The organism is Bradyrhizobium ingae (genome assembly GCF_055791185.1).
Genome location: NZ_JBVUBB010000027.1, coordinates 68,165 through 91,708 on the forward strand (window position 1 = coordinate 68,165; position 23,544 = coordinate 91,708).

The window sequence follows — 23,544 nt, forward strand, 5'->3', positions numbered from 1 at the left end:
TAACCTGGACCTAAGGACCGAGAACATCCGCTGCAGGTTTTATCGCCGTGCGGGGTCCTGTGATTCACGAGGATGAATTTCATAGTCTGCGCCCGTTTTGGGTCTCCATCCGGCCTGAGATCTTGTCGGCGATCCGAGCGTTCGAAATCGCGCCGATCTTGGTCCCGAGCCGGTCTGGATGGATATTTAAGGTCGTCTTGCAGCAACGAATGCCTATGATCCGGCATCCCACTGGGGCATCCGAGAAAGAAGAGCGTGGTCTTTCTCAACGTCCGCGTAGCACACGCTGCCAGGTGCTAGGCCGCTCGCAACCAGCTGAGCCATTTATAATCGGCCTCCCGCCGCCCCCTGAAGCGGTCGACGCATCTCTTGGAACAAAGAGCCGTTTGCCAGCAGTAGTAGCGGATCAGACCGAACCTTCCACCGCAGATCGCACAGCACCTTGCTGAACCATGCTCCGAATTATGCGAGCTGTTTCGCATTGTCAGCCTCCTGTCGGCGTTAGCTGGATAGTCTTCGCTTTGCGCGCAGCACTACATGCGCACGCCGCGCGCGACTTGGCCGGTCGCCAAGCTTTCCGGCTTGTACGCATACCGTGCGCAATCGCTTGATGGGCACCGATTTTGGCGAAGCAACCACTCCATTGGGAGGGCTTCGCCGATCGCTGACTATAAGCGTCATCCAATCTTGATTAGTGCAATCAATAACGAAGTTGAGCCTAAATCCGGCGCCAAATCGCCAATATCCGACGAATTTTAACGATATTGACCGAGAACATGCATGTCACAGCACTGGCTTGGAGCTAACGCTGCCTTCGCCTGTCAAACGGTGGCGTTCTATCCGTCTCGAACTGCTCGATCAGCATGGTCACTGCGGGCCGGCCGAAATGTTGCCTTTGTGGCTGGCTTGGCGAAGGCGAGGCGGTTCACGTTCCTCAGGAATGCGGATGATACCGCGGATCAAACGTGGTCCGCCGGGTGCGTTTGCTGCATTTCCGTAAAACAGGATGCAGAACAGGCGAGATTGCGGGCGGCAGAGAAATCACCGTCATACACACGCGACAAAGACCGGCCGAATTGGAGCTTGTGAGGCGGAGGACCTTCAGCCGTTCATAGTCGCTTGCAACAGTGGGCCGCCCCCATTGGGTGAGCAGAAAACAGTATGGCCGCCCCTCAATCGGTCGCCTGCTTCACCATATGCTTGATGTTGTGACGTTCGCACTTGTGCTCGCCAGTGGGCATCGCGCACCTTGGTTGCCCCTCTTTTGCTTCCAGAGCTGTCAGCGACGTCGTCGATCCCGTTCGCTCGGACTAGGGGCTCACTTGCGGCTTAAGGATGACGTTATCGATCAGCCGCGTCGAGCCGACATAGGCCGCCGCGCACAGAGCAGCAGGATTGCTCAAAGGATTCGAGGCCGGCTCAAGCGTGTCGGCATCCACGAGCTCGAGATATTGCAGCCGGTCGACTTCATCCAAATGCCGCCTTGCGATTGCAATAAGCTTCTCGCATTCGCGTTCGCCTGCACGAAATTCGGCCTCCGCTGCGAACAGACCGCGACTGATCGCAAGAGCCCGCCGGCGCTCTTCCTTATTAAGATAGCGATTGCGGCTGCTCATGGCGAGCCTGTCCGGCTCCCGAACGGTTGGCACGGTGACGATCTCGATGGGAAGATTGAGATCAATTGCCATGCGACGGACGACCGCGCATTGCTGAAAATCCTTCTGTCCGAAAAACGCGACATCCGGCTGCACCATGCTGAACAGCTTGCAGACGACGGTTGCGACACCGCGAAAGTGTCCAGGCCTGAAAGCCCCGCACAAGGGCTTTGCGAGTTCGCCGGGTTCGATGAAGGTCTCGAACCGAGCCGGATAGACCTCCCGTGCATCCGGAGCAAAAACAATGGTTACGCCGGCATCACGACACAGGCTCTCATCCCGCAGAAAGGAACGCGGATAGGTGCTGAGATCTTCGTTCGGCCCGAACTGAGTGGGATTGACGAAGATGCTTACAACCGTGACGTCGCATTGCGCACGACTCGCCTCGACCAATGCCAGATGACCGTCGTGCAGGTAGCCCATTGTCGGAACGAAGCCGACCCGCTGATGTGAATTGCGAGCTTTTGCAAGAGCGGCCCGTAGCTCAGCGACCGTCGTAACTGTTTGCATGTTGCAGCTTTATCTCAGGTTGGATTGGACGGCGCCCAGCTTGCGATAGCATCGCCCAAGCCTTCGGGAAGCCGATAGCACTCTTGTGGCGTCGGGAATGCACCATTGCGGACATCTGCGGCCCAGCGTGACAGCGCCTCCTGCAATAGCTGAAAACCATCGACATAGGTGCGAACGAATTTTGGCCGGTGGCTTTCAGTCAGGCCAAGCACGTCATGGAACACAAGTACCTGGCCCGAACAACTAGGGCCAGCGCCAATTCCAATCGTCGGGATAGTCAGGGTCTCGGTCACTCGGGCGGCGAGTTCTGCCGGGATACCTTCCAGGACGAGAGCGAAACATCCGGCCTCCTGTAGACGATGGGCATCGTCGAGCAGACGCAAGGCATCATCGGCGTTGCGACCTTGCACCTTGAAACCACCCATAACATTGACGCTCTGCGGCGTCAGGCCGAGATGGCCCATCACCGGAATCTCGCAATCGACCAAGGCGCGTACGATTTCGGCACGCTTGGCCCCACCCTCGAGTTTCACGGCGTCGGCCCCACGCTGCAAGAAGCCTCCGGCGTTGCGGATCGTCTCCTTGGGACTGAGGTGAAAGCTAAGAAAGGGCATGTCGGCTACAAGCAAGGCATGAGGCCTTGTCCGCGACACGGCTTCGAGATGATGGTTCATCATCGCCACGCTGACCGGCAACGTATTATCGAATCCGAGACAGACATTGCCAACGCTATCCCCGACAAGGATAATGTCGGCAATGGGGTCAGCGATGCGTGCCGTGACAGCGTCGTAAGCGGTGGTCATTGCGACACGCCGTCCCTCTCCCTTCCACCGCTGCAGCACCGGAATCGTGACGCGTTCAACAGGCCGGTCCGAAATGTGGCTCATCTTAGGTCCAATCCGTCAGCCGACCCACATACCCAGAGCCGTCGTTTCGTAGGGAAGACACCAAACATTGTCGATGTCTGCCTGAAACAACTAACGTGCGCCCCAAAAGTCAAGAACAGATGCGCTAAACATCCAATGATTGCGCGACCATCAAAGGACGCTTACTGGCCACTATGGAAATAGTGGACCTGTTCCGTGGCAGTGTGCGCGTCGCCTGTCTTTTTGACGGCAGGATTTCGCCTAGGTGTTAGCTCGAAGCCGCGGCATCTCGCCTCATAGATATGAATCCCAGGCTCGAGGTCGATCCTTTCTGGCCTTCGTGCGCGTGGCAGGAGACGCGGACGACGGCCTCTGCGCACGGGACGTTGCCAGAGCCGGTGTGGAGAGGTTTTACATAGGAACATGCGCCGGCAAGGCATTCCTCAGGTGGCCCTCGCGTGCCAACTGGCGCCCACGTGAACAATTGCCTCGCAGAGGACCCGTTGCGCCGCGCTTACCGACACCAATCGTCGGCCCGTCGTAGTTCTCGGCAACGAGCCGCTGCTTCCCTTAGAATGTCTGGTGGCGTCAGTACCGGTCGAGACAGCCTCCAGCCGAGACACCTCGAAATAGTCTCCCCTCTGAACGTCCGCAAAAGGCCTGGATACCAGCACCAGCAACAGGCCAGGCGACACGCCGAGCGCAAGGCCATCACCACCAATGCGCACCGTGGGCTTTGCGTCTCACCGACTTGCGCGGTTGATCACCAGGCCGCACGTCGTCAGACGGCAAGATGCTGCAGTTCGTTCAAGGGACGCGATGCAGTACCTCAGTGGGAAGCGAAGTGATCAATGGCCCTTCCATTTGACTTGTCATCCCGTCGCCAGCCTTTCAGGGGAGGCGTCATCGAGGTCCTCTTCGATTACCCCAGCCGCATATAGCTGATCGAGCAGGTCGGCGATTGCAAGTACGCTCGTTCCGTCTGTCGTGACCTGCATGACCAGCTCCGAGGCTGTGTAGTTGCCGGACGCTATTTGCTGGCCGACGGAAATCGGAGCGACGTCGTCGAGCACCCGGTGTTCCCTGTTGCGTGAGCGGAGATGGAAGTAACGGTTGCCTGGTTTGTATTGCAGATCCCTGCGGAAGCGGATCGGCAAGTCGGGAGCTGGGCTTTCGTGCATATGTTGGTCAATCATGCTCTGCAGCCCGTTCCGAAACTCATCAGGCGTCCTAAAAAACTTTTGACCCAGGATCCGGTATCCGAGAGGCCAGCGTTCGCTACCAGGTGTCGGGGTGACGGGTTGTAAACGTCCCTGCCGCATGTTGACGAGGAAGCCGGAAACACAGGCGATCGTCGTGTGGTCGCGCTCCAGCAAGGCGATTGCATTATCTTTGTTGGTGACCCTGAGCTTCTCCTTTCGCTCGCGCGCCCGCCCGGTGAGAGCTTTTGCGATCGGCGCCTCCTTGCCCTGCAGGATGAGTTCGACCCCTATCAGTTCCTCAGGCGAAAAGGCCGCATGAATCTGATTGAGGTGTCTTGTGCTCAGCACGGAAAAACGATTCGTCGTGGTGCCATGAAAATTGAAAAGCTCGAGCACATGCCTAGTGAGTGCCTCATCCTTGAGTGGAGCCGCCGTCGTTGTTTGCGGCAATGCGCCCGAGATCTGATAGTAGTCGAACAGAAATCGGTCGTAGTGTGGGTTGTCCATGGGATCTGTAGCCCAGTAGCAGAAGCCGGTACGTGCTGCCGAACCAAACATCTCGCTCACGATGCCAACCACGCCACGCCAAAGCTCTGCGTGCTCTTTGCTATACTCGTAATAGCCTTTGAAGCTATCGGCCGAGAGTCCACAGAACCAGCAACCAATGCTGCAACCCTCGCTCAGCTCGAAAGCGATAATGGGATGTGTGACCGACCGCGCCGATCTGCCCAATTCGTCGTCGCAGCGCCGGATCTGGCGTTCGCGCCAGGCGTGAAAGCGGGGGTTGATCGTCGACATTCCGCCTAGGTCGCGCAGGAGGTCGCGATGCCGCAACATCTCGCGCACAACTCGTCCCACATCATAGCCAGCGGCCACGGGGCCGACTGCGGCTTGAAGCGGTATTTCAGGTAGCCACAGCGCCAGAGCGGCAGCATCTCAATCGGGTCGACTTCGATGCCGTAGCGTTCTGTTACCGATCTAGGGGCCTCGAGGTTCTCCGAAAGTGCCTTGCGGAACTCGACGTCACCGGCCAGCCGCTCAATGAAGCGCTTGACGTGTGACAACGTGCGCCGCTGCGCGGGGGTGTGCCGGTCAACACTCCGTCGACAGTGTTCGCCTTGACCGTAAGGGTGAGCCCATAGGGCCGCACCTTGCAGGCCTGATGGCATCGCCTCTCTCCTGAAGAGGTTTGCTTTCATGCGACCACGACGACGACAACAACAACTAGAACGACCGCGGCGAAGCTAGGGAATACTTCCGCGACTTCCATAGTGCTCGTGGGCAGGTCCGTATCGGAATTTTCCAACTCACTGGTTTGTACAAGGCAGCTCAACGTTTCAATGCTCGAACCATGCTTACGGCCTGCAGTCGCCTCAAGGTTCTTTTTCTCCATCGACTTCTGTCGGCGGTCCACTCGGATGTAGCTCTTAACCTCATCAAGCGTGAAGTCGTAGTCGAGGCTCTGTCCCATCGCCACAATCGGTGCAAGACCTGTAGCACCTGATTTGATGCTTTTAAGCAGAGTGCTCCTTTTGCCCAAATCGTTGACGAAACGCTCTACGTCAGTTTGCGACATGGCTGATCTCCGCGTCTTTGCTCAACGTTGCCGATCGATCGGCCCCGCTCTCGGAGAGCGATCGGCATGATGCCGTGAACGAAGCAAGCCGCGTGCCGACGTGAAGTAGCCAATCCTTGCGAGTTGTCTGACACAGTACATATGTCAATTTACCAACATTTGGCCCCGAACAGACAATCGGACCACTACACCTCATGAGGTTTCGTTGTCGGTGTCCAGCCCAGCAGGGCAAGCAGTCGCGTTACGAACGCCTCGGTTACACCGGTACTCGGCACCGTTTGTTTCCGGACTCGAAGTGGTGCGCATTCTGTGTAGTCAGTCGTAGCCCGTGAGAACGCATCTTGATCGTCCTGGATCTCTTGATCTAACTTTGCGACTCTCTCGACGTACGGTACGCTACCGTGTTGCCGGCGTTGTCGCGTGCGGCACACAATGATGCGCAGTCGGGCCCCATCGCTGACGGTTAAGCCATTGAATAGAATGAAGAACGCTTTTTCCGGAGTCTCTTTGTGCACTTGGTACGACACTTGTGTTGCTCTTCACGTCGGCACGATTTTTCCTTTCGGGATCCGACAGGATCAACAGTGAAGCTGGTTCAGGTGCAAAGAAGAGCTGCGATTGTGCCGCCACACCGGGAATGCCGTGCAACATTCATCTGATGCGGATACGATAGAGAGACGTCTCGGCAACGCCCCAAGGCTCGCCGTCTGCCAAATAGCCCATTGGTGCCTTAACAGATTAACGATGCAGAAAGCGGGCTGGCACAGGGGCGACCTCTGGCCGACGAGTCCGCTGACGCCGACCGGGCTTGTGATGAGCGTTCGGCAGCCAGCATAGCTCAGTCGGCCTTTGTCTTACGCGCTCTGCCGCTCGTCAGAATAGAGCCGAGTGGGTCCGTACTCGGCAACGATCCACTTGCTCGTCGTGACGCTGCCGCCCATTTCATTCTCTGTTGCCAAGCGGGCTGCTTCGAGCCTGGCCTCGGCAACGGCCAAAGCATCAAATATGCCCACCAACGTTGTGTTCGGCAGTCGATACCGCACGTTGTTCGAGCCAAGGATCCACAGTTTCCAGCCCTGCGCCGCTGCCTGCTTCAAAAAAGTGGGATGCGGATCAGGATTGGTCTCCTTCAAATCATATGACGCAAGATAGGCGGGCATTCTGAAATCCCCTGTGAGAACAATAATCGTACCGTCAGATAGCTCTGCAGGAATTTCAAATGATCACGACCTGACCTCGGCGAGAAAGCCATCGACGACGAGCTTGAGATGATGGCTGCTTTGGGCGAGCTCGTTCGCAGATGCCAGCACCTGCGAGGATGACGCGCCTGTGCTCGAGGCGCTCAATGCAACCTGCCGGATGTTGCTGGCGACCTGCGACGACAGTTCTGCCGTATGTTGGATATTCTGCGCAATATCTTTGGTTGCCGCACCCTGCGCTTCGACTGCAGCAGCAATCCTCGATCCGATTTGCGAGATCCTGCCAATACTGCTGCTGATCTGCGTGATGGCGCTGACCGACTCCTCTGTGGCGGCTTGGATATCTGCGATTTGCTCTGCAATTTCCGAAGTCGCCTTGGCTGTTTGTGTTGCCAGCGACTTTACCTCGTGCGCAACAACGGCAAAGCCGCGGCCGGCTTTACCCGCGCGTGCCGCCTCGATCGTTGCGTTAAGAGCCAAAAGGTTTGTTTGCCTGGCAATTGCGGCGATCACCTCGACCACGCCACCAACCCTTAGCGCAGCAGCCGACAGGTGCTTTATTCGTCGGTCGGTCTCTTCCGCCTGAAGCACGGCGCTTCTTGCGATTTCTGCAGATTGCTCGACCCGGCGTGTAACCTCCGTAGCAGACGCGATCATCTCCACGGTAAGTGCAGAGACAATCTGAACATTGCCTGACGCTTCCTCCGAGGCGGAGGCGACCTTGCGCGAGACTTCCTGCGTATTGTGCGCCGTGTCGGTCAGACTACTAGCGGACGCCTCCAGCTCGGTCGAGGCGGACGACAGTGTGTCGATGACGCCGCTTACTGCATTTTCAAAGGTCCTGGCAATCTTCTCAAGGTCCGCCTTCCGTCGCATTCCCGCCAAGCGATCCTGTTCACGACTCGCTACAAGCTCGGCTTGCGCCTTTTCTCTCAATTTGTGCTTGAACGATTCCACGGCCCTCGCCATCTCACCAATCTCGTCCGAGCGGCCAAGTCCAGGTAGGGTCACCTCGAATTGCCCAGCCGCCAGCTCGCGCATCGCTTGAGTCATGCGAGTGATCAGCCGAGCCATGCCCTGCCCGACAAAAATCGCAATGAAGCCGATTGCGAGTGTGGCAAGCCCAATTCCCCAGCCCAGCATCTGGCGGATTCGCGAGGCACGCTCTTGCGATGCGGCAGAACTGGCATCAGCTGCAGCGATCGCTTTCAACAGGAGAGGATGATTGCGACCGTAGATCTGCCCGAGATCATCAACCTGGTCATCCAATGCCTGTTGGGCAACCAAGAAGGCTACGAAACTAGCTCGGTACGAATCAATGAGCGTCTTCAGTTCCACTTTGGTGGCTGGCGCCAACTCGGAAGACGCCAGTGCGGTTCCGAACTCGGCGACCCGCTTGTCCAGTTCATCGCCATATTTCTCCTCGCGCCGCAGCATGAAGTCCTTTTCGTGGCGTCGCATCATCAGCATCAACACGGTTAGCTGCGGCTGATTGAACTGCACAAGCCGGGATTCGGCCTGATGCACGGCATCGCGCAGCCTGCCCTGGAGGCCATCACTCTCGGCGAACCCGAGCACGCGCTGGGCTGACACGATGTTGTTGAAACGCGTTGCATAAAGGCCGATTCCGGCGCGCAGGAAGGATACGTCCTTCAGGGGATCGCCCTCTGGCAAGGAGGCAACATACTTCTCGATCTGATCGAGGTCGGCTAGTTCCTTCCTGATGCCTTGGGCGTGCCGCGCGATCAACGCTTCATCGTGCCCTCGAAGAAACTCCAGCGCGAGCTGCTGCGATTCAAGAAACGCCTCTGAGAGCGCAGCCAAGTGAGCGCGAAGATGGATGCTCTGATCTGCCTCGCGCTGTACCTGAGCAACATAGTTGAGCCCAACGATGCAAGTGGCCCCTGTGACAAGCACGCCCACTATTCCAAGCAGGGCGATCTTGGTTCGCAGGCTTGGCCGAAGTCGACGAAGAATTGGAAATATCAACCGTTTCGTCGCCGTTGAGGCGGACATCAAATTGCAAATCAATCCGTGAACATTTCCGGCGCGCTTCTGATCAGCACGCTCGAAACGTGAGCTCGGGGAGATGCCGACCATTCGCAACCTCTAGGTTGGGTTTGTTACACAAGGTTGACGAAGAGACCGGGATCGATCGCGTCCCGTGAGAAGAGTGGAGGGGCAGTTTGCTTTTGCGGTCTTCTTTCGCGTCCGCAGGCTCAACGTGTTCGCTTCGCCGATTCACCGATCGTCGACAATGCAAAGAACGATTGCGAGATCGGCATATCACGTCATCTAGCTGCAGACTCGTACCGCGGGTGGCAGCTCGCGCATAAATTGAGCGATTTTTGGCATGGTTGCGCAGGATTCACTCCCTCCGCTAGGGCGTGCCAGCGGCACTAGAAGCGCTGATAGAACGGTCGCGCTCGCGTACTCAACAGGATCTGGAAAATTGTGGGCTTGATCCGTTTTCATGCCATTTTGGGCCCGTTGAGCCCCCCTTTCCGGCCAGTGTGGGCGCCAACGGCGTATTACTTTGAGGTATTTTGGTAGTGATGTGGGCGGGCAACGCGGCTGGATGTTGGCCGCCTTTTGGCGCCCAGATGCTTTGGATAGGTTGGAACTGTAGAGAGAGTTTGAGTCTCATCGTCCCGGAATCCCATCTCGGGCGAGGCTATTGGCCACTGTTCCAGAGAGCTATTGTAATTGCACAACATATTTTTATTGAGATCGCGCAACATATTATTATTGTAATTGATCAGCATAATGTTATTGTAACAACACAACACCAAACTATCGAACCCCGGGAGTTCAAAATGCCCTCCCTCCACGAAAAACTCGCTCAGTCCCTCACCGAACTGAAGAACCTCAGCAATGGCGGCAAGCGACGAATTTTCCAAAGTGAGGAGCTTTCGCGCACTCACCGCGAGCGGCTGCTGGGGGCCGGGTTCCTGAAGGAGATCATCAAGGGATGGGTCCTGATGACGCGCCTGGAGGAAAGGTCGGGCGACAGCACCTTCTGGTATTCGTCTTTCTGGGAGTTCTGCCGGGCCTATTGCGACGAGCGCTTCAAGAGCGACTGGGTCCTCTCGGCGGAAAGCTCAATTCCCCTGCTGGCCGCAAATCTTAACATTCCCAAACAGGTGGTCGTTGCGGCGCCGTCGGCCAATAACCAGACACAGGCCCTCCTCCACGGCACTTCTCTTTATCTTTACAAAGTGCCCCAACTACCGGTGACGCCGATCGAGACCGCCGGCGTGCGGACCTTCCCGGCGCCAGAGGCTATCTGCGCTGCTGCGCCCGTCTTCTGGCAGACTCAGAAGAACGACCTCATCGCCGTGCTCGGATCACTGAGGAATGTGAGCCCGATCTCGAAGGTTCTCCTTGAGGGCGGACATGCGACCGTGGCGGGGCGGATTGCCGGGGCGTACCGACTGCTGGGCAATGCTCGAGCCGCCGACGAGATCATCACCACGATGACATCGGCCGGCCACGACGTCAGGGAAGACACCGATCCGTTCAAGGCATCGGTCCCGATGCAACTCCCCATCCGGGCCACGCCGCCGATTATGACGCGGGTCCGCCTCATGTGGGCGGAAATGCGTGAGAAGGTGCTTGAGAATTTCAAGATCGAGCCGCGCCGCATCAACGATCACGACGGATATCTGACGGCAATCGATGAGCGGTACACCTCGGATGCATATCACTCGCTTTCCATCGAAGGCTATTCGGTCACCGAGGACCTGATCGAGAAGGTCAGGACCGGGAATTGGGATCCTGACGGCAGCGATGGAGACCGTAAGCAAAAGGATGCGATGGCCGCGAAGGGGTACTGGGATGCGTTTCAACTGGTCCGCGCCTCGGTGGTTCGCGTGCTTAACGGCGAGGATGCGGCCGAGATCACCGATCGGGAGCACCTCAACTGGTACCGGGCTCTCTTTCAGCCTTCAGTCCAGGCAGGCATCGTCAAGCCCGAAAATCTTGCGGGCTACCGCACTCACTTCGTCTTCATCAGGAACTCCGGTCATACGCCGGTCGCATGGGAATCGGTGCCCGACGCCATGGAGGCCTTTCTGGACTGCCTGAAGGAAGAGAAGGATCCGCGCGTGAGAGCCGTCCTCGGACACTTCATGTTCACCTTCATACATCCCCTTCCCGACGGTAATGGTCGAACAGGACGCTTTCTCATGAATGTCATGATGGCATCGGGAGGACTGCCTTGGACCATCATCCCCGTCGACAGACGCGACGAGTACATGAAGGCGTTGGAGAGCGCGAGCGTACAAGGCAACATCGCTTCGTTCGCGGCCTTCCTGGCAGATTGCTGCCGGCTTGAACCACCTCCTCCGCGGCGGAGCCGTCCGGGAGAAGTCCAGGCACCGGCTAAACTCGACTAAGCAAGCGCGCGGGGATGCGCTGCTCTGTGGTTACCGCGATGATCGCCGCGATCATCGCCCTAACCGGCGTCATCGGGATCAGGGAGCGCATCGCAATCTGATCATCGCCACCAGCAGCAGCATCAACATCCTGGCTCTGGCTTTGCAGGCAGAAGCACCTGGCCGCAGCCACTGCTGCTGGACGTGCTGGCCAGAATGCTAACTAGTCGAGCATTTTCGTGGGTCCCGGTAGGGACGCGAGTTGCCCCGCGCCCCCGGATGGATCCGTACGTGCACGTTGATGCATACGGCTCTTACCTCGGGTGTTTGACGGCGAATCGCTGGTTTGGCCAGGGGGTGAAGGATTCGCGGCTTTGGGAGCCAGTCATTCGCCAGCTTCGTCATTCGGGTCCAAGTGAGAGCGCTCTTTTGACTCCGGCGAAGGAGGACCCGTCGCCACCGCGCTATGATCTCGTCCCGAAAGGCGACCAGTGCAGCCGAGTTCGTCGGCACTGCGTGGTACGCGAAGTAGCCGGTAATGATTTGCTTCAGCCATTTCCCCTGCTCTGGGATTGACTGATGCATTCGGTGCCGCAGCTCGTTCGACACATCCTTGAGTTTCGCCTTCAAGCGGTCGCTACGAGAGCGCTGATTGAGGAGAAATCGCCCTCGTCGTGATTTACTACAAACAAGGGTGAACCCTAAGAAATCGAACGTTTCCGGCTTTCCAAGCCCGCGCCGTTTGCGGTTGTTCGAATTGCTTTGCGATTCCGTAGTCAGAAAGCTTGGGTACTCCGTGCTGGTCGAGGAGGATGTTTTGCGGCTTTATGTCTCTATGATTCCAGCTCCGACTTTGCGCATACACCAAAGCATCGAGAATGGGGCGTCCAATCGCCTGATAAAATTCCCGCCATTCCAATGGTCCGCGATTTGCAATCAGGTCGACCAAATTGTCGGGCACCCATTCGAGCACCAAATAAAAGCCGACATCGTCAGACCCAGCATCTAGCAGCTCGACAATATTCGGATGCTGGGAGAGCTCATTCAGTGCTCTGTACTCCCGATTGAAGCTGTCCTTCCACCGCGAGTCTCCTTCGGAGTCTCCCATCATTCGCTTAATTGCACAAAACCTATTGGTCTGCAGGTCGAAGGCCTTGGCGACTGTCGACATTCCTCCGTGTCTGATTGGCTCATTTGTGAGAACGTAACGGCCGGCGATCATTGAACCTGCGGCCGTATTGACGCTGGTATCCAACGTTGAAGGTCCCCCGAGCCTGATGAAGCGAGACAGCTCCGGTTTCCGAGCGCTCGCAATCTATTCTATCCTTGTACCATGGTGATACTGGAGCGGAAAGAGCCGCACTAGCCGAACACACGACTCTGCGCGTGCTGCGCGGTTGCGAGGTCGGGCAAGGCGCTCGTCTACTTGCCCTGCAGGAAACACTTTCCGTCGCGCCTACAAACTATAATGATGTTCTGAAAATTCTTTGGTGTCGGGATCACCGCTCAGCGTGCTCTTCACAATATCTTCGATGACTGCCAGTAGACGCTCGTCGCGCAAGCCTTCAAGGTCATCCGTCGTCAAGAGAGTGTCTGCAAGTCCTTCGGCACGATATCCGGCAACCCGGCTCCGCCAAGAGGCCGCGTAATCCCGGCGATCAAGCATCCCGAGATGCTCCCAGAACACTGTCCTCCCACCACAGGTGACGGTGAAATCGGGATGCACCACGATCCGGCGCCCGTCGATCTCAAGCTCCAACTCGCCCTCATATTCGAAGCTGAGCCGGCCTGCCACGCGCGCTTCCTGAAGGGCCTTGTAAATCACATACTCGACCTTCGACTGCACTGTTACGCTCGGGTTCGGGCTCGTAAATCCGCGCGTCAACAGGATCAGCGAACACAGAACTATTTCGCAGGAGCAGATCTGAATGCTCTCTAGCAACCCGCAACGGATTTACGCGCGGGGTTTTCTGAACGAGAAGCGTGAGCCTCGATGTCGACCGCGTCAGCGCAGTGTAAACCAGCTCGCGTGACAACAGCGCGTGCCGCTCGGGCAGAACCACCAGCACCTCATCGAACTCGCTGCCCTGCGACTTGTGCACAGTAATAGCGTAAGAAAGCTCGAAATCCTCTTCGTCCATGCGGTCCCAGGACACGGGCCATCTTGATTCGGGGAAATAAGCCTTGCGTTCATCCTTGTTGTTGCAAAGAACGCCTATCGATCCGTTCGAAAGCCGCAGTTCCATACCCCTACGTTCATTGTTCCAGGCGTACCAGTACTTGATCCTGATGACCTTGTCGGAATGCGCGAAGGGCCGTATCGCGAAAGCGCTTATCCGGCCACACATCGTGGCGGAATTGACCGCGCATGTAATCACTCAGGCCCAATGAGCCCGACGGTCCTCCGCGATAAGGCGATAGCAGTTGCGCGCGGTCGAGCGCGAGCTCGACGCGCGTCGGCTTGCGGGACAAAGCCGTTATCGTAGAGGCCGAGCATCTTATTGAAGGCTTTCTCGTCTGAAAGGACCTTGCGATCGGCGAACGACGCGAGCAAGGAGATCGTCCATATGCTCCCGCACCATCTTTTGAAGCTCTTCGGCGTCTTCCCAATATTCGACACGCAGAAAGTCGCTTATGCGCCCGCCTGCAAGCAAGCGCTCCCATAAATCGGTGTGATAGCGATTCTTTCCCGCGAAAAGATGTGCCGCATCAAGCACCGTCTGGTCGTACTGTTGCCGGCAGTTTGTTGTGAGCCGGATGAGATTGCGCGTCTCTCGCCCCGCGTCCCTCGCGTAGAAAATTGATGATGTCATAGAACGGCCGCCCGCATCCGATGGGCGGAAGCTGGTTCTCGTCGCCCACGAGAATGATGCGATTGATCGAGTCGGCCTGATGGACCTCAAGGGCGCGGAACACGAGCGCGAGATGGGGCAAGTCAACCATCGACATTTCGTCGATAATGATGTTGTCGGTGGTCTGAAATTTTTCGCTGCGCTGCATGTCCTTCAGCGCAGCGCGGCCATCGATATAGGACGCCAGACCCGCGCGGAAAATCCAGTGATCGATCGTCTCGGCCTTCCAGTTCGTGCCGGGAGCCGATCCTTCGTTAAGGCGCAGGGCTGCTTTTCCGGTGGGTGCCAGTACCGTCGCGGTCTCACCGATGCTCTCCAGACGGTCTAACAGCGCGCGAAGTGCCTGCGTCTTGCCCGAACCGGGCCGCCCCGTCACACAGTAGAAGCGGCGGCGCAAGACGCCTTCCATCAGCTGACGGCGTTCCCCCTTGAAGGACTCGACATCGAACTGCTCGATCTTACCCGAGAGTTGCGATGCCTCGGCGTCAAGATGCGCAGCGATCCATTTGACATCGACACGGCGGTCAGGAGCGGCGAGACATACGGTGACGCACCTGTTGACGATCTCCTCGGATTGCTTCGTCTCGTGCAGATAGAAGAACTGATCGCCACCGATTTCCCTGACAAAGATACGATCGGCGAAATGCTTCATCGCTTCGGGCGACAGAAACTGATCGGATCGCAGGGCGATCTTATCACGATAAAAGAGCGGGTGAGCAGACGCCTCTTCAATAAGCACGGACAGCGGCGCGAAGCTGTGTCCCAGACTCTCGTTGCGACGCAAAGCCTCGATTGAGAAAGCCCGGAGCCTTTCGGGACCCGCCACGGTGAAGTCCTGCAGCTCGTCGTTCTTCTCCATATAGCGGCTGTCGGGGAACATCCCGATATCGATGGTAAAGTAGTCGATCGGGCCATCCGTGCGCTGTTCGCGGTCGAGATCGGCGGAGCGTTCCTTATCAACCTCAATGGAGGCGACGTATTGTTCGCACAGGAGAAACGGATTTGCGGCTAGCTCTGCGGTCGTAAAGGTCTTTCCGCCAAGCGCATGCGGTCCGTCGATATCAGGGAACAGGATTCGCGCAACTTGACGGGGCGTAAGCGAAAACAGGCTCAGCTTCTTCAATACGGGGATGAGTGCGCGGTGATCGCGGAATCCTGCCCTCGCGTCCCGCACCGTGTTCTTGTGCTTTGCATCTCGCCCGTAGGAGCGGCCGGCCGGATCACGGCAGATCGTGCCGTCCCAGCCGCTGTCGTGCCACGCCATTCGAATCGTTATGTGTCGCACGCCCGCTCCGTGCAATCCTGGCGGCACCACGAAAGCCGACCCGCTAGGCCAAATATTTCATGCTCGCTTGCCTGGAGCCATTGGTCGTGCAATGGACTATTCCTCTCCCCGCGATAGGTTAACAAAGTTCGCCTCGCTCGCAAAAGATGATTAAATCAGAGATTGCGTCCTACTCACGTAAGACGTTGGTCGGTCGGCGGGACCAGCTTTCAAGGCGGCCAGGATCGCCACAATAAGGACGTTGAAGTTTCTCCAGGAATCTAGCGCATGACAAGTAGTGAATCCCATCCAGACGGAGCAGCGCAACTCGATGTTAAGGAGCTGGGGATCGAGCCTGAAGAGCTCTGGCAGGCCGCCGATAGGCTGCGCGGCTCGATTGACGCCGCCGAGTACAAACATGTCGTTCTCGGATTGATCTTTCTGAAGTACATTTCGGATGCCTTTGATACGCGGCGCGAAGCGTTAAAGCTCGAGCTTGCTGCAGATGGCATTAGCGGGCCGGAGGCAGAACGGCTTCTGGAAAGCCGTGACGAATATGCAGCGGAAAGCGTCTTTTGGGTTCCGCGAGATGCGCGCTGGGCGGAGATACAAGCCAAAGGCAAGACCCCGAACATTGGCAAGTTGATCGACGATGCCATGTATGCCATCGAAAAGGATAACCCGAAGCTTAAGGGTAAGCTGCCTCGGGATTATGCGCGTCGGGGCATTGCGACGGAACGCCTCGGTGGACTGATTGACCAGATCGCCTCAATCGCAGTTGGCACAAAAGAGGCGCAGAAAAAAGATATCCTCGGCCGCGTCTACGAATATTTCCTCGGAAAATTTGCCGCCGCCGAGGGCAAGCTGGGAGGCGAATTCTTCACACCTAGCTCCGTTGTTCGGTTGATGGTTGAGATGATCGAACCCTATCAGGGGCGTGTCTACGACCCCGCATGCGGTTCAGGCGGCATGTTCGTTCAGTCGGAGCGTTTCGCGGAGGCGCATGGGGGAACCAAGCGCGATCTTTCCGTATTCGGTCAGGAGTCGAACCCAACAACCTGGCGGCTGGCGCACATGAATCTCGCCATCCGGGGCATAGAGGCAAACCTCGGTGAGCAGCCCGCCGACAGCTTTACGCGTGATCTGCACCCGGACCTGAAGGCCGACTACGTCCTCGCCAATCCGCCTTTCAACATCTCGGATTGGTCCGGCGAGTTGCTGCGCACGGATGTGCGCTGGAAATACGGAACGCCGCCAATCGGCAACGCCAACTATGCGTGGATACAGCACTTCATCCACCATCTCGCCCCACCTAACGGCAAGGGTGGGGGGATCGCTGCATTCGTCATGGCGAACGGCTCTCTGTCGTCTACGACCGGCGGCGAAGGTGATATCCGCAAGGCCATCATCGAAGCTGATTTGGTAGACTGCATTATCGCGATGCCACCGCAGCTCTTCCTGACGACTGGGATTCCGGTTTGCATTTGGTTCGTTACACGTGACAAGTCGGGCAAGCATCTGGAAAAGGGACGCGGCGGGCGCAATCGTGCGGGCGAATCGCTATTTATTGACGCCCGCGACATGGGCCAGATGGAAACACGCACGTTACGCTTCTTAACGGGCCGGGACCATCCGTCCTCGCCGCCCCCGGTGGACACAGACATTGGGCGGATTGTGCGCACCTATCACGCTTGGCGTGGCGAGAAGGGCGCGGGCGACTACGGCGACACCACAGGATTTTGCAAGGCAGTTAAGCTTGAGGATATCCGCAAGTACAACCATGTGCTGACGCCCGGCACCTATGTCGGTAGCGCGTCCCGCAAGGCCGACAACGAACCGTTCGAGGAAAAAATGGAGCGGCTGGTTAATGAGCTAAGCGATCAGCTAAGTGCATCAGACACGCTAACGGCTGAGATCAGAAAAAATCTTGGAGCGCTCGGCTATGAGTTCTGATCGGCAGTTTTTTAATCTGGATGAAGTTTTTGATTTTCGCTCTGGCTTATCGAAGCCAAGAAGTGCCTTCGGAAAGGGATATCCATTTCTTACTTTCAAAGATGTCTTTTACAACATCTTTGTTCCTAAGGAGCTAGGTGATTTGGTCGAGTCCTCTGCAGCAGAGCAGGCCAACGGGGACATCAAGCGAGGCGACGTATTCCTCACGCGCACGAGTGAAACGCAACACGAGCTGGGGATGAGTTGTGTTGCGCTATCCGATGTGTCGAATGGCACGTTCAACGGCTTTACAAAGAGGCTAAGGCCAAAACCGGGAACGAAGATCGTACCCGAGTACGCCGCCTATTATTTTCGTTCCCCCGAATTCCGAGAACGAGTCACCGCGATCTCAACGTTGTCAACGAGAGCAAGTCTCAACGAGGCGATGCTTGCTCACTTGCAGATCGTTTTGCCAGATGTCGCCACTCAAATTTCAATTGGTACGATCCTCAAGTCGTTGGACGATCAGGTCAATTTGGTGCGGGAGATTAACCAGACGTTGGAGGGCATCGCGCGGGCTCTGTTCCGGGCGTGGTTCGTCAATTTTGATCCTGTGCGCGCCAAGGCCGCCGGAGCCACCAGCTTTCGTGGCATGCCGCAGGACGTCTTTGACGATCTTCCTGCCGAATTTGAGAGCTCTGACGCTGGGGCAATTCCAAATGGATGGCGTACCGACCGCTTAGCAAGTCTTGTCAGGCAGCCAATAGGTCGCGGATTAGCGCCGAAATACATTGAGGCCGGCGGAATAGCAGTTCTGAATCAGAGGTGTATTCGAAATTGGGAGGTCGATTTCACCCTCGCGCGACGGCACGATCACAATACAAAGCCACCAAAGGAGAAGACAGTTGAGCAATACGACGTCTTAGTGAACTCAACTGGAGTTGGAACGCTCGGGCGTGTGGCGCAAGTCTATGAACTGCCCGAGGTCGCTACGGCTGATAGCCACGTCTCCCTCGTCAAACCTGACTCCGAGAAGATTGCGCCCTTGGTTTTGGGATTTGATCTCACAAATAGAGAGCGGGAAATCGAACGTCTAGGTCATGGCAGCACTGGCCAGACTGAGCTTAGTCGGCAGAAGCTTGGTGATTTGCCGATCATAGTTCCAGATTGGAAATCCCAGAACGCATTTGCTTCATTGGTTTTTCCGTTGATTGCACGCAAGGTGACCAACCTTCGCGAAATTGAAACGCTAACTTCGATCAGAGATACCCTTCTCCCCAAGCTGATTTCCGGCGAGCTGGAAGCGCCGAGGTTGGGGGCCCTTGGCCTCGAGGCGGTAAGCCATGGCGGATGAGGCTTACTCGTTCCGCTTGGTCGCTTGCAGGGAGCTAATGGAGAGCCACCCGGAGTCCCTTGTCATCCGGCAACAGGTTGAGGCGCTCGAGGAAGCGCTGCCCGACAAGCCCGGCATTGCAGTCTCATTCTGCCGCACGCTGATCGAGACGACCTGCAAGACAATCCTGATTGATCGTGGGCAAACGCTCGACGACGGATGGGAAGCGCCGAAGCTTATAGCAGAAACCACGAAGTTTTTGCATCTCGGCGTGCATGATGACGGGCATGCGGACGCGGACCTCAGACAAGGTGCAGAAAAGTTGGTCCGGGGCGTTAACAGCATCATTGATGGCGTTGTACAAATACGAAATGCGTACGGCGCGGCGGCGCACGGGTCGGACGCCTACGCCCCCATGCTCGATGCTCGCTATGCGGAGATCCTTGCGCGGGCAACGGATGCGGTTGTCGGTTTGCTTTTCAAGACGCATCTGAATGGCTCTGCGAAAGCGCCGCTAGCCCGGTTGCGGTATGGCGATCAAAAGGATTTTGACGAGTGGATCGACAACGATTTCGGGCCGTTTCTCGTGCTCGAAACGCCGCTCGTCGCAAGCGAAGCGCTGTTCAGAACGGACATCAATGCATACCGAACGGCGCTGGTCGCTTACAGGCTGGAGCAGGAGGCGGCACGGGTCGAAGGTGGTCAGGTGCCAGGGGGCGAGACATGAATGAGAAAATCGTCGAACAGGCTGCCCTCGGCTGGTTTGAGGCTCTTGGCTATCACACGGCGCGCGGCGCAGATATTTCGCCCGGCGCGGATTCCGCCCTGCGTGACCGCTACGAGGACGTGGTGCTGCTCCCGCGCCTCAAGGCGGCACTGCGCAGACTCAATCCGAATATGCCCGAAGAGGCCATCGTCCAGGCCGTGACCACAGTCTCAAGACCGCCAGGCCCAACGCTAGAGCAGAACAATCGTTGGTTCCACACGCTCCTGACGGACGGCGTGCCCGTCGAGTATCGTACACATGATGGCGAGACGCGCGGCGACAAAGCAAAGCTTCTGGACGCTCATAGTGTCTCGGCGAACGACCTTCTGGTTGTCCGACAACTTACGATCAAGAACGGCGAAGCCACCCGAAGGCCTGATCTCGTCGTCTTTTTGAACGGATTGCCTGTTGCTGTCCTTGAGCTGAAAGACCCAGCCAACGAAGAAGCGACGCTCTGGACGGCTTACGATCAGATTCAAGACTATAAAGGGACCATCCCGGGGCTGTTTGCATTTTGCGAAGTTATTGTCATTAGCGATGGCGACCAGTCGCGCGTTGGCTCACTCACCGCTGATCAGGACAGGTTTACCCCTTGGCGCTCGGTCAAGGATGGTCGCTTCCCCGGCGAGCCGACGCTAGAGAATGTCATTACCGGGCTGTTCCGTCCTGATGCCCTGATGGATTATCTCACGCACTGTATTGTCTTCGAGGAGGACGAACGCTCAGGGCGCATCGCCAAGAAGATCGGAGGCTATCACCAGTTCCGCGCTGTCAGAAAAGGGCGCGAATGCGTGAAGATTGCCTTGAAGCCTGACGGAGATGGTCGCGGCGGCGTCGTCTGGCATACGCAGGGTTCCGGCAAGAGCCTGACTATGCTGATGCTCTCAGGCGCCCTCATTGCCGATGAGCGACTTCAAAACCCGACAATCGTGGTCGTTACGGACCGAAACGATCTTGATGGCCAACTGTTTGGTACGTTTGCGGACGGGCGCGCACTGCTTCGTCAGGTTCCCGAGCAAGCGGAAAGCCGTGAAGACCTTGCAGCCAAGCTGAACCGCGCCTCAGGTGGGGTCATCTTCACCACTATCCAAAAATTTGAAGCGCGCGCTGAGCCGGTGAGCGAGCGGCCAAACATCGTCGTTCTCGCAGATGAGGCCCACAGGAGCCAGTACGGCTTTTTGAAGGGCGGCGCCCGCTGGATGCGGGAAAATTTACCTAATGCGACCTTCGTCGGCTTCACCGGTACACCGGTCGAGGGCGACGATCGGTCCACGCGAGGCGTGTTCGGCGAAGATGTCGATATCTATGACATAAAGCAGGCCATCGACGACAACGCGACCGTCCCGATCTTCTACGAGATGCAACTCATCAAGCTCTTGCCCGACGAAGCGGGAATATCGGAGGCGGAGCGGATGATCGCCGAAGCCGCTGAAGCCGATGAGCTTGGCTCCAGGGACGATGACATTGAAGTCCCACTCGAAGAGCTGGCGGGCGCGAAAGACCGTTTGGAGACGCTGGCACGCCAGATCGTAACGCACTTCGAGGGCCGGTCTGAAGTCATCGACGGCAAGGCGATGATCGTTTGCATGAGCCGCGATATATGCATGGACCTCTATGACCAGATCATCGCTCTTCGCCCCGGCTGGCACGCCGAGGAAGACGAGCGCGGCTCCATCAAAACTGTGATGGACGCAAATATTGGCAAGAAGCGCCCTGGAGAGAGCGAGCAAGCTTATGCCACACGTAGTGAACGGACAAAGAAACATGGCCGGACTAAAGCGCGCCGCGAAAAGCTCGCCGGCCGGTTGAAGGACAACGCGGACCCGCTAAGGCTCGTTATCGTCTGCGATATGTGGCTCACGGGCTTTGATTGCCCACCTTTGCACACCATGTATCTCGACAAGCCGCTCGCAGGGCATAATCTGATGCAGGCTATCGCGCGGGTGAATAGGGTATTTGGTGACAAGCCGGGTGGGGTTGTCGTCGATTACTTGGGAATCGCTGATCAGCTCCGCGACGCCATCCAAACCTATACTCAGGCTGGCGGTGAAGGAAAGCCGGTCGAACGCATCCAACAAGAAGCCGTGCCGGTCATGCTGCGGCACGCTGAGGAGCTTGCGACCTTCTTCAACCGTTTCGACTATGGCGCGCTCTTGGGTGGTTCCGACGCAGATCAGCTACGGGCAGTCATTGAAGGCGCAAACTATGTGCTTGGACAAGAGAATGGCAAGAAGCGCTTCATGAACATGGTGGCACTTCTCTCCAAAGCCTTTGCTTTGGCCGTTCCCCGCCCCGAGACCAGCGCCGTCCGTGAACCTCTGTCGTTTTACCAGAATGTACGCGCGTCCATTCGCAAGCGGCTGGATGACGGATTGAATACGAAGGGCAGCGGGGGTGCGTCGGCTGTGCGTCAAGTAATCTCAGGCGCAGTCCGAGCTGACGGCATCATCGATTTGTTTGAAGTCGCGGGTTTGCCAGAAGCTAATGTCGGCATTCTCTCAGACGAGTTTCTCGATCGGCTTGCTGCTTTGCCGCAGAAGAATTTGGCGCTTGAGACACTAAAAAAGTTGCTGAACGACCAGATCAAAAGCCGGGAGCGCATCAATATCGTGCAATCGCGGTCGTTCCGCGAGTCGCTCGAGGCAGTGCTGTCGCGATATTCAAATCGGGCAATTTCAACGGCACAAGTTATCGAAGAGCTCATTTGGCTCGCCGAGACGATCACAACGGCAATTGAGAAAGGACATGAAACAGGACTCAGTGACCAAGAAGTCGCATTCTACCAAGCGCTAGGCGACAATAAATCTGCTCGCGAAGTTTTGAAGGATGACACTCTTCGCTTGATTGCGCGAGAATTGGCCGAGAGCATCAAGCGCAAAGCAACGCTGGACTGGACTCAACGGGATGCAGTTCGCGCGGATATGCGAAGGACTGTCAGACGCTTGCTCACGAAATATGGTTATCCCCCAGATGCGCAGGAGGCAGCTACGCTGCTGGTCATTGAGCAGGCTGAATTAATGGCTGAATATCACAGTGGCTAGCGTGGCGATCATTCGATCCTAACGGCGCGATTAGCTATTTTCGCCGCATCCCAATCGCGCTGCCGCGAAGTTCGACGGCGCCACTCAAGATTAGGGATCGCCCTCCGCATCAGCCTCGAGCGCGGACAAACGGCCGGATGCCTTGATCGGCCGACGATCAATGTCGAAGCTGATCGAGGTAGTCGGCCCATTCTTGCATCATCTCGATCCGCTCGTTCCAGAACTCCGCAGCTTGCGTGTAGCTCGGCGCACGTCATTCTCTTCATATGTGCCAGTTGCCGCTCGATCGCATCCGGATTCCACCGTCCCATTTGGTTCAGCAAGGTTGAGGCCGTCGCCCGGAAACCTGAGACGCTGACCTCTTCCTTGGAGTAGCCGAGCCGGCGCAGCGCAGCATTGAGAGTGTTGTTGCTCATGCAGCGGCGGACCGAGTCAACGGCCGGGAATACGAACTCGCCCTGCCCGGTCATGCCGTGCAGCTCGTGAAGGATCACGATCGCCTGGCGCGACAATGGCACACGATGCGGCCCCTTCATCTTCATGGTCGCCGCCGGCACGACCCAGATGATGGCCTTCTCGAAATCGATCTCCTTCCAGCGCGCCAGTCGCACTGTCGCACTTCGCCGGGCCGCACGAACAGCAGTGCCGAGAGCTGGAGCGCAAGAACCGACGGCTTTACATGGACGAAAAAGTCGGCGAGCGACTGACGCGCTTCAGTGAGATCGGGACGGCCATCTCGGAGGTGGTGGCGGGGGTAAGTCGTTGGCGAAACAGAGCTGCGAACACGCCGCTCCAGGAACACAACAGCGTTCTCAGATCGCTTTTAGCGAGTTGGAGAAAAGTTGGAGAAGCGCCGACTCGACAGCGCGAAACTCCAGCTAACTACTTGAGAACGCTGGCTCTCCCTAGGGGAGACGACGGGAGACTTGAGAAGGCACTGAAAAACAAGCGAAAATCGACTCGACTGCGGCG

Annotated in this window: 14 protein-coding genes and 2 pseudogenes; 5 read left to right on the forward strand and 11 right to left on the reverse strand. The window is 57.3% G+C overall.

What is annotated here, in order from left to right; genetic code table 11:
• Positions 1–1,310: 1,310 nt before the first annotated feature.
• From panC to ACV1FX_RS29825, 6 genes and pseudogenes are all read right to left on the reverse strand, one after another.
• Positions 1,311–2,165, reverse strand: coding sequence for a pantoate--beta-alanine ligase (gene panC, locus ACV1FX_RS29800; protein WP_473121124.1), 855 nt, complete (start codon positions 2,163–2,165; stop codon positions 1,311–1,313).
• 14 nt (positions 2,166–2,179) lie between these two features.
• The gene (panB, locus tag ACV1FX_RS29805) at positions 2,180–3,052 is read right to left on the reverse strand and encodes a 3-methyl-2-oxobutanoate hydroxymethyltransferase (protein WP_473121125.1); all 873 of its coding nucleotides are present in this window, start codon (positions 3,050–3,052) and stop codon (positions 2,180–2,182) included.
• 786 nt (positions 3,053–3,838) lie between these two features.
• Positions 3,839–5,297 (reverse strand): annotated as a pseudogene (locus ACV1FX_RS29810) (radical SAM family RiPP maturation amino acid epimerase).
• Between the two features lie 131 nt (positions 5,298–5,428).
• Positions 5,429–5,809, reverse strand: a complete 381-nt coding sequence (locus ACV1FX_RS29815) for a Nif11 family protein (RefSeq protein ID WP_473121126.1) — start codon at positions 5,807–5,809, stop codon at positions 5,429–5,431.
• Positions 5,810–6,663: 854 nt separating this feature from the next.
• Positions 6,664–6,969 carry a hypothetical protein gene (locus ACV1FX_RS29820; protein WP_473121127.1) on the reverse strand — a complete coding sequence of 102 codons (306 nt, stop codon included), beginning with the start codon at positions 6,967–6,969 and terminating at the stop codon, positions 6,664–6,666.
• A gap of 63 nt (positions 6,970–7,032) precedes the next feature.
• Entirely contained in the window at positions 7,033–9,108 is a 2,076-nt protein-coding gene (locus ACV1FX_RS29825) for a methyl-accepting chemotaxis protein (RefSeq protein WP_473121128.1), read from the reverse strand.
• Between the two features lie 716 nt (positions 9,109–9,824).
• Here ACV1FX_RS29825 and ACV1FX_RS29830 point away from each other — a divergent pair.
• Positions 9,825–11,405 carry a Fic family protein gene (locus tag ACV1FX_RS29830; protein ID WP_473121129.1) on the forward strand — a complete coding sequence of 527 codons (1,581 nt, stop codon included), beginning with the start codon at positions 9,825–9,827 and terminating at the stop codon, positions 11,403–11,405.
• A gap of 661 nt (positions 11,406–12,066) precedes the next feature.
• Here the strand turns inward: ACV1FX_RS29830 and ACV1FX_RS29835 are convergent.
• The 4 genes from ACV1FX_RS29835 to ACV1FX_RS29850 form a co-directional block, all read right to left on the reverse strand.
• Positions 12,067–12,639, reverse strand: a complete 573-nt coding sequence (locus ACV1FX_RS29835; RefSeq protein WP_473121130.1) for a serine/threonine protein kinase — start codon at positions 12,637–12,639, stop codon at positions 12,067–12,069.
• A gap of 201 nt (positions 12,640–12,840) precedes the next feature.
• Entirely contained in the window at positions 12,841–13,230 is a 390-nt protein-coding gene (locus tag ACV1FX_RS29840) for a hypothetical protein (RefSeq protein ID WP_473121165.1), read from the reverse strand.
• Entirely contained in the window at positions 13,151–13,732 is a 582-nt protein-coding gene (locus ACV1FX_RS29845) for an ATP-binding domain-containing protein (RefSeq protein WP_473121131.1), read from the reverse strand. The genes ACV1FX_RS29840 and ACV1FX_RS29845 overlap by 80 nt, the downstream gene beginning before the upstream one ends.
• Positions 13,733–14,093: 361 nt before the next feature.
• Entirely contained in the window at positions 14,094–15,500 is a 1,407-nt protein-coding gene (locus ACV1FX_RS29850) for an AAA family ATPase (RefSeq protein WP_473121132.1), read from the reverse strand.
• A 288-nt stretch (positions 15,501–15,788) separates the two neighbouring features.
• On the opposite strand from ACV1FX_RS29850, the gene ACV1FX_RS29855 reads away from it, so the two are divergent.
• Genes ACV1FX_RS29855 through ACV1FX_RS29870 form a run of 4 tightly spaced genes read left to right on the forward strand, consistent with a single transcriptional unit; the run spans position 15,789 to position 22,572 of the window.
• Complete coding sequence (locus ACV1FX_RS29855) at positions 15,789–17,453, forward strand: type I restriction-modification system subunit M (RefSeq protein WP_473121133.1); 1,665 nt, start codon at positions 15,789–15,791, stop codon at positions 17,451–17,453.
• Complete coding sequence (locus ACV1FX_RS29860) at positions 17,443–18,786, forward strand: restriction endonuclease subunit S (protein ID WP_473121134.1); 1,344 nt, start codon at positions 17,443–17,445, stop codon at positions 18,784–18,786. The genes ACV1FX_RS29855 and ACV1FX_RS29860 overlap by 11 nt, the downstream gene beginning before the upstream one ends.
• A complete protein-coding gene (locus ACV1FX_RS29865) occupies positions 18,776–19,492 on the forward strand; it encodes an abortive infection family protein (RefSeq protein WP_473121135.1) in 717 nt (238 codons plus the stop codon). The genes ACV1FX_RS29860 and ACV1FX_RS29865 overlap by 11 nt, the downstream gene beginning before the upstream one ends.
• Positions 19,489–22,572: a type I restriction endonuclease subunit R gene (locus ACV1FX_RS29870; RefSeq protein WP_473121136.1), complete on the forward strand. Its 3,084-nt coding sequence runs from the start codon at positions 19,489–19,491 to the stop codon at positions 22,570–22,572. Before ACV1FX_RS29865 ends, ACV1FX_RS29870 begins: the two co-directional genes overlap by 4 nt.
• A gap of 8 nt (positions 22,573–22,580) precedes the next feature.
• On the opposite strand, the pseudogene ACV1FX_RS29875 reads toward ACV1FX_RS29870, so the two are convergent.
• Positions 22,581–23,201, reverse strand: a pseudogene (locus ACV1FX_RS29875) (tyrosine-type recombinase/integrase); the annotation flags it as partial.
• Positions 23,202–23,544 lie beyond the last annotated feature (343 nt).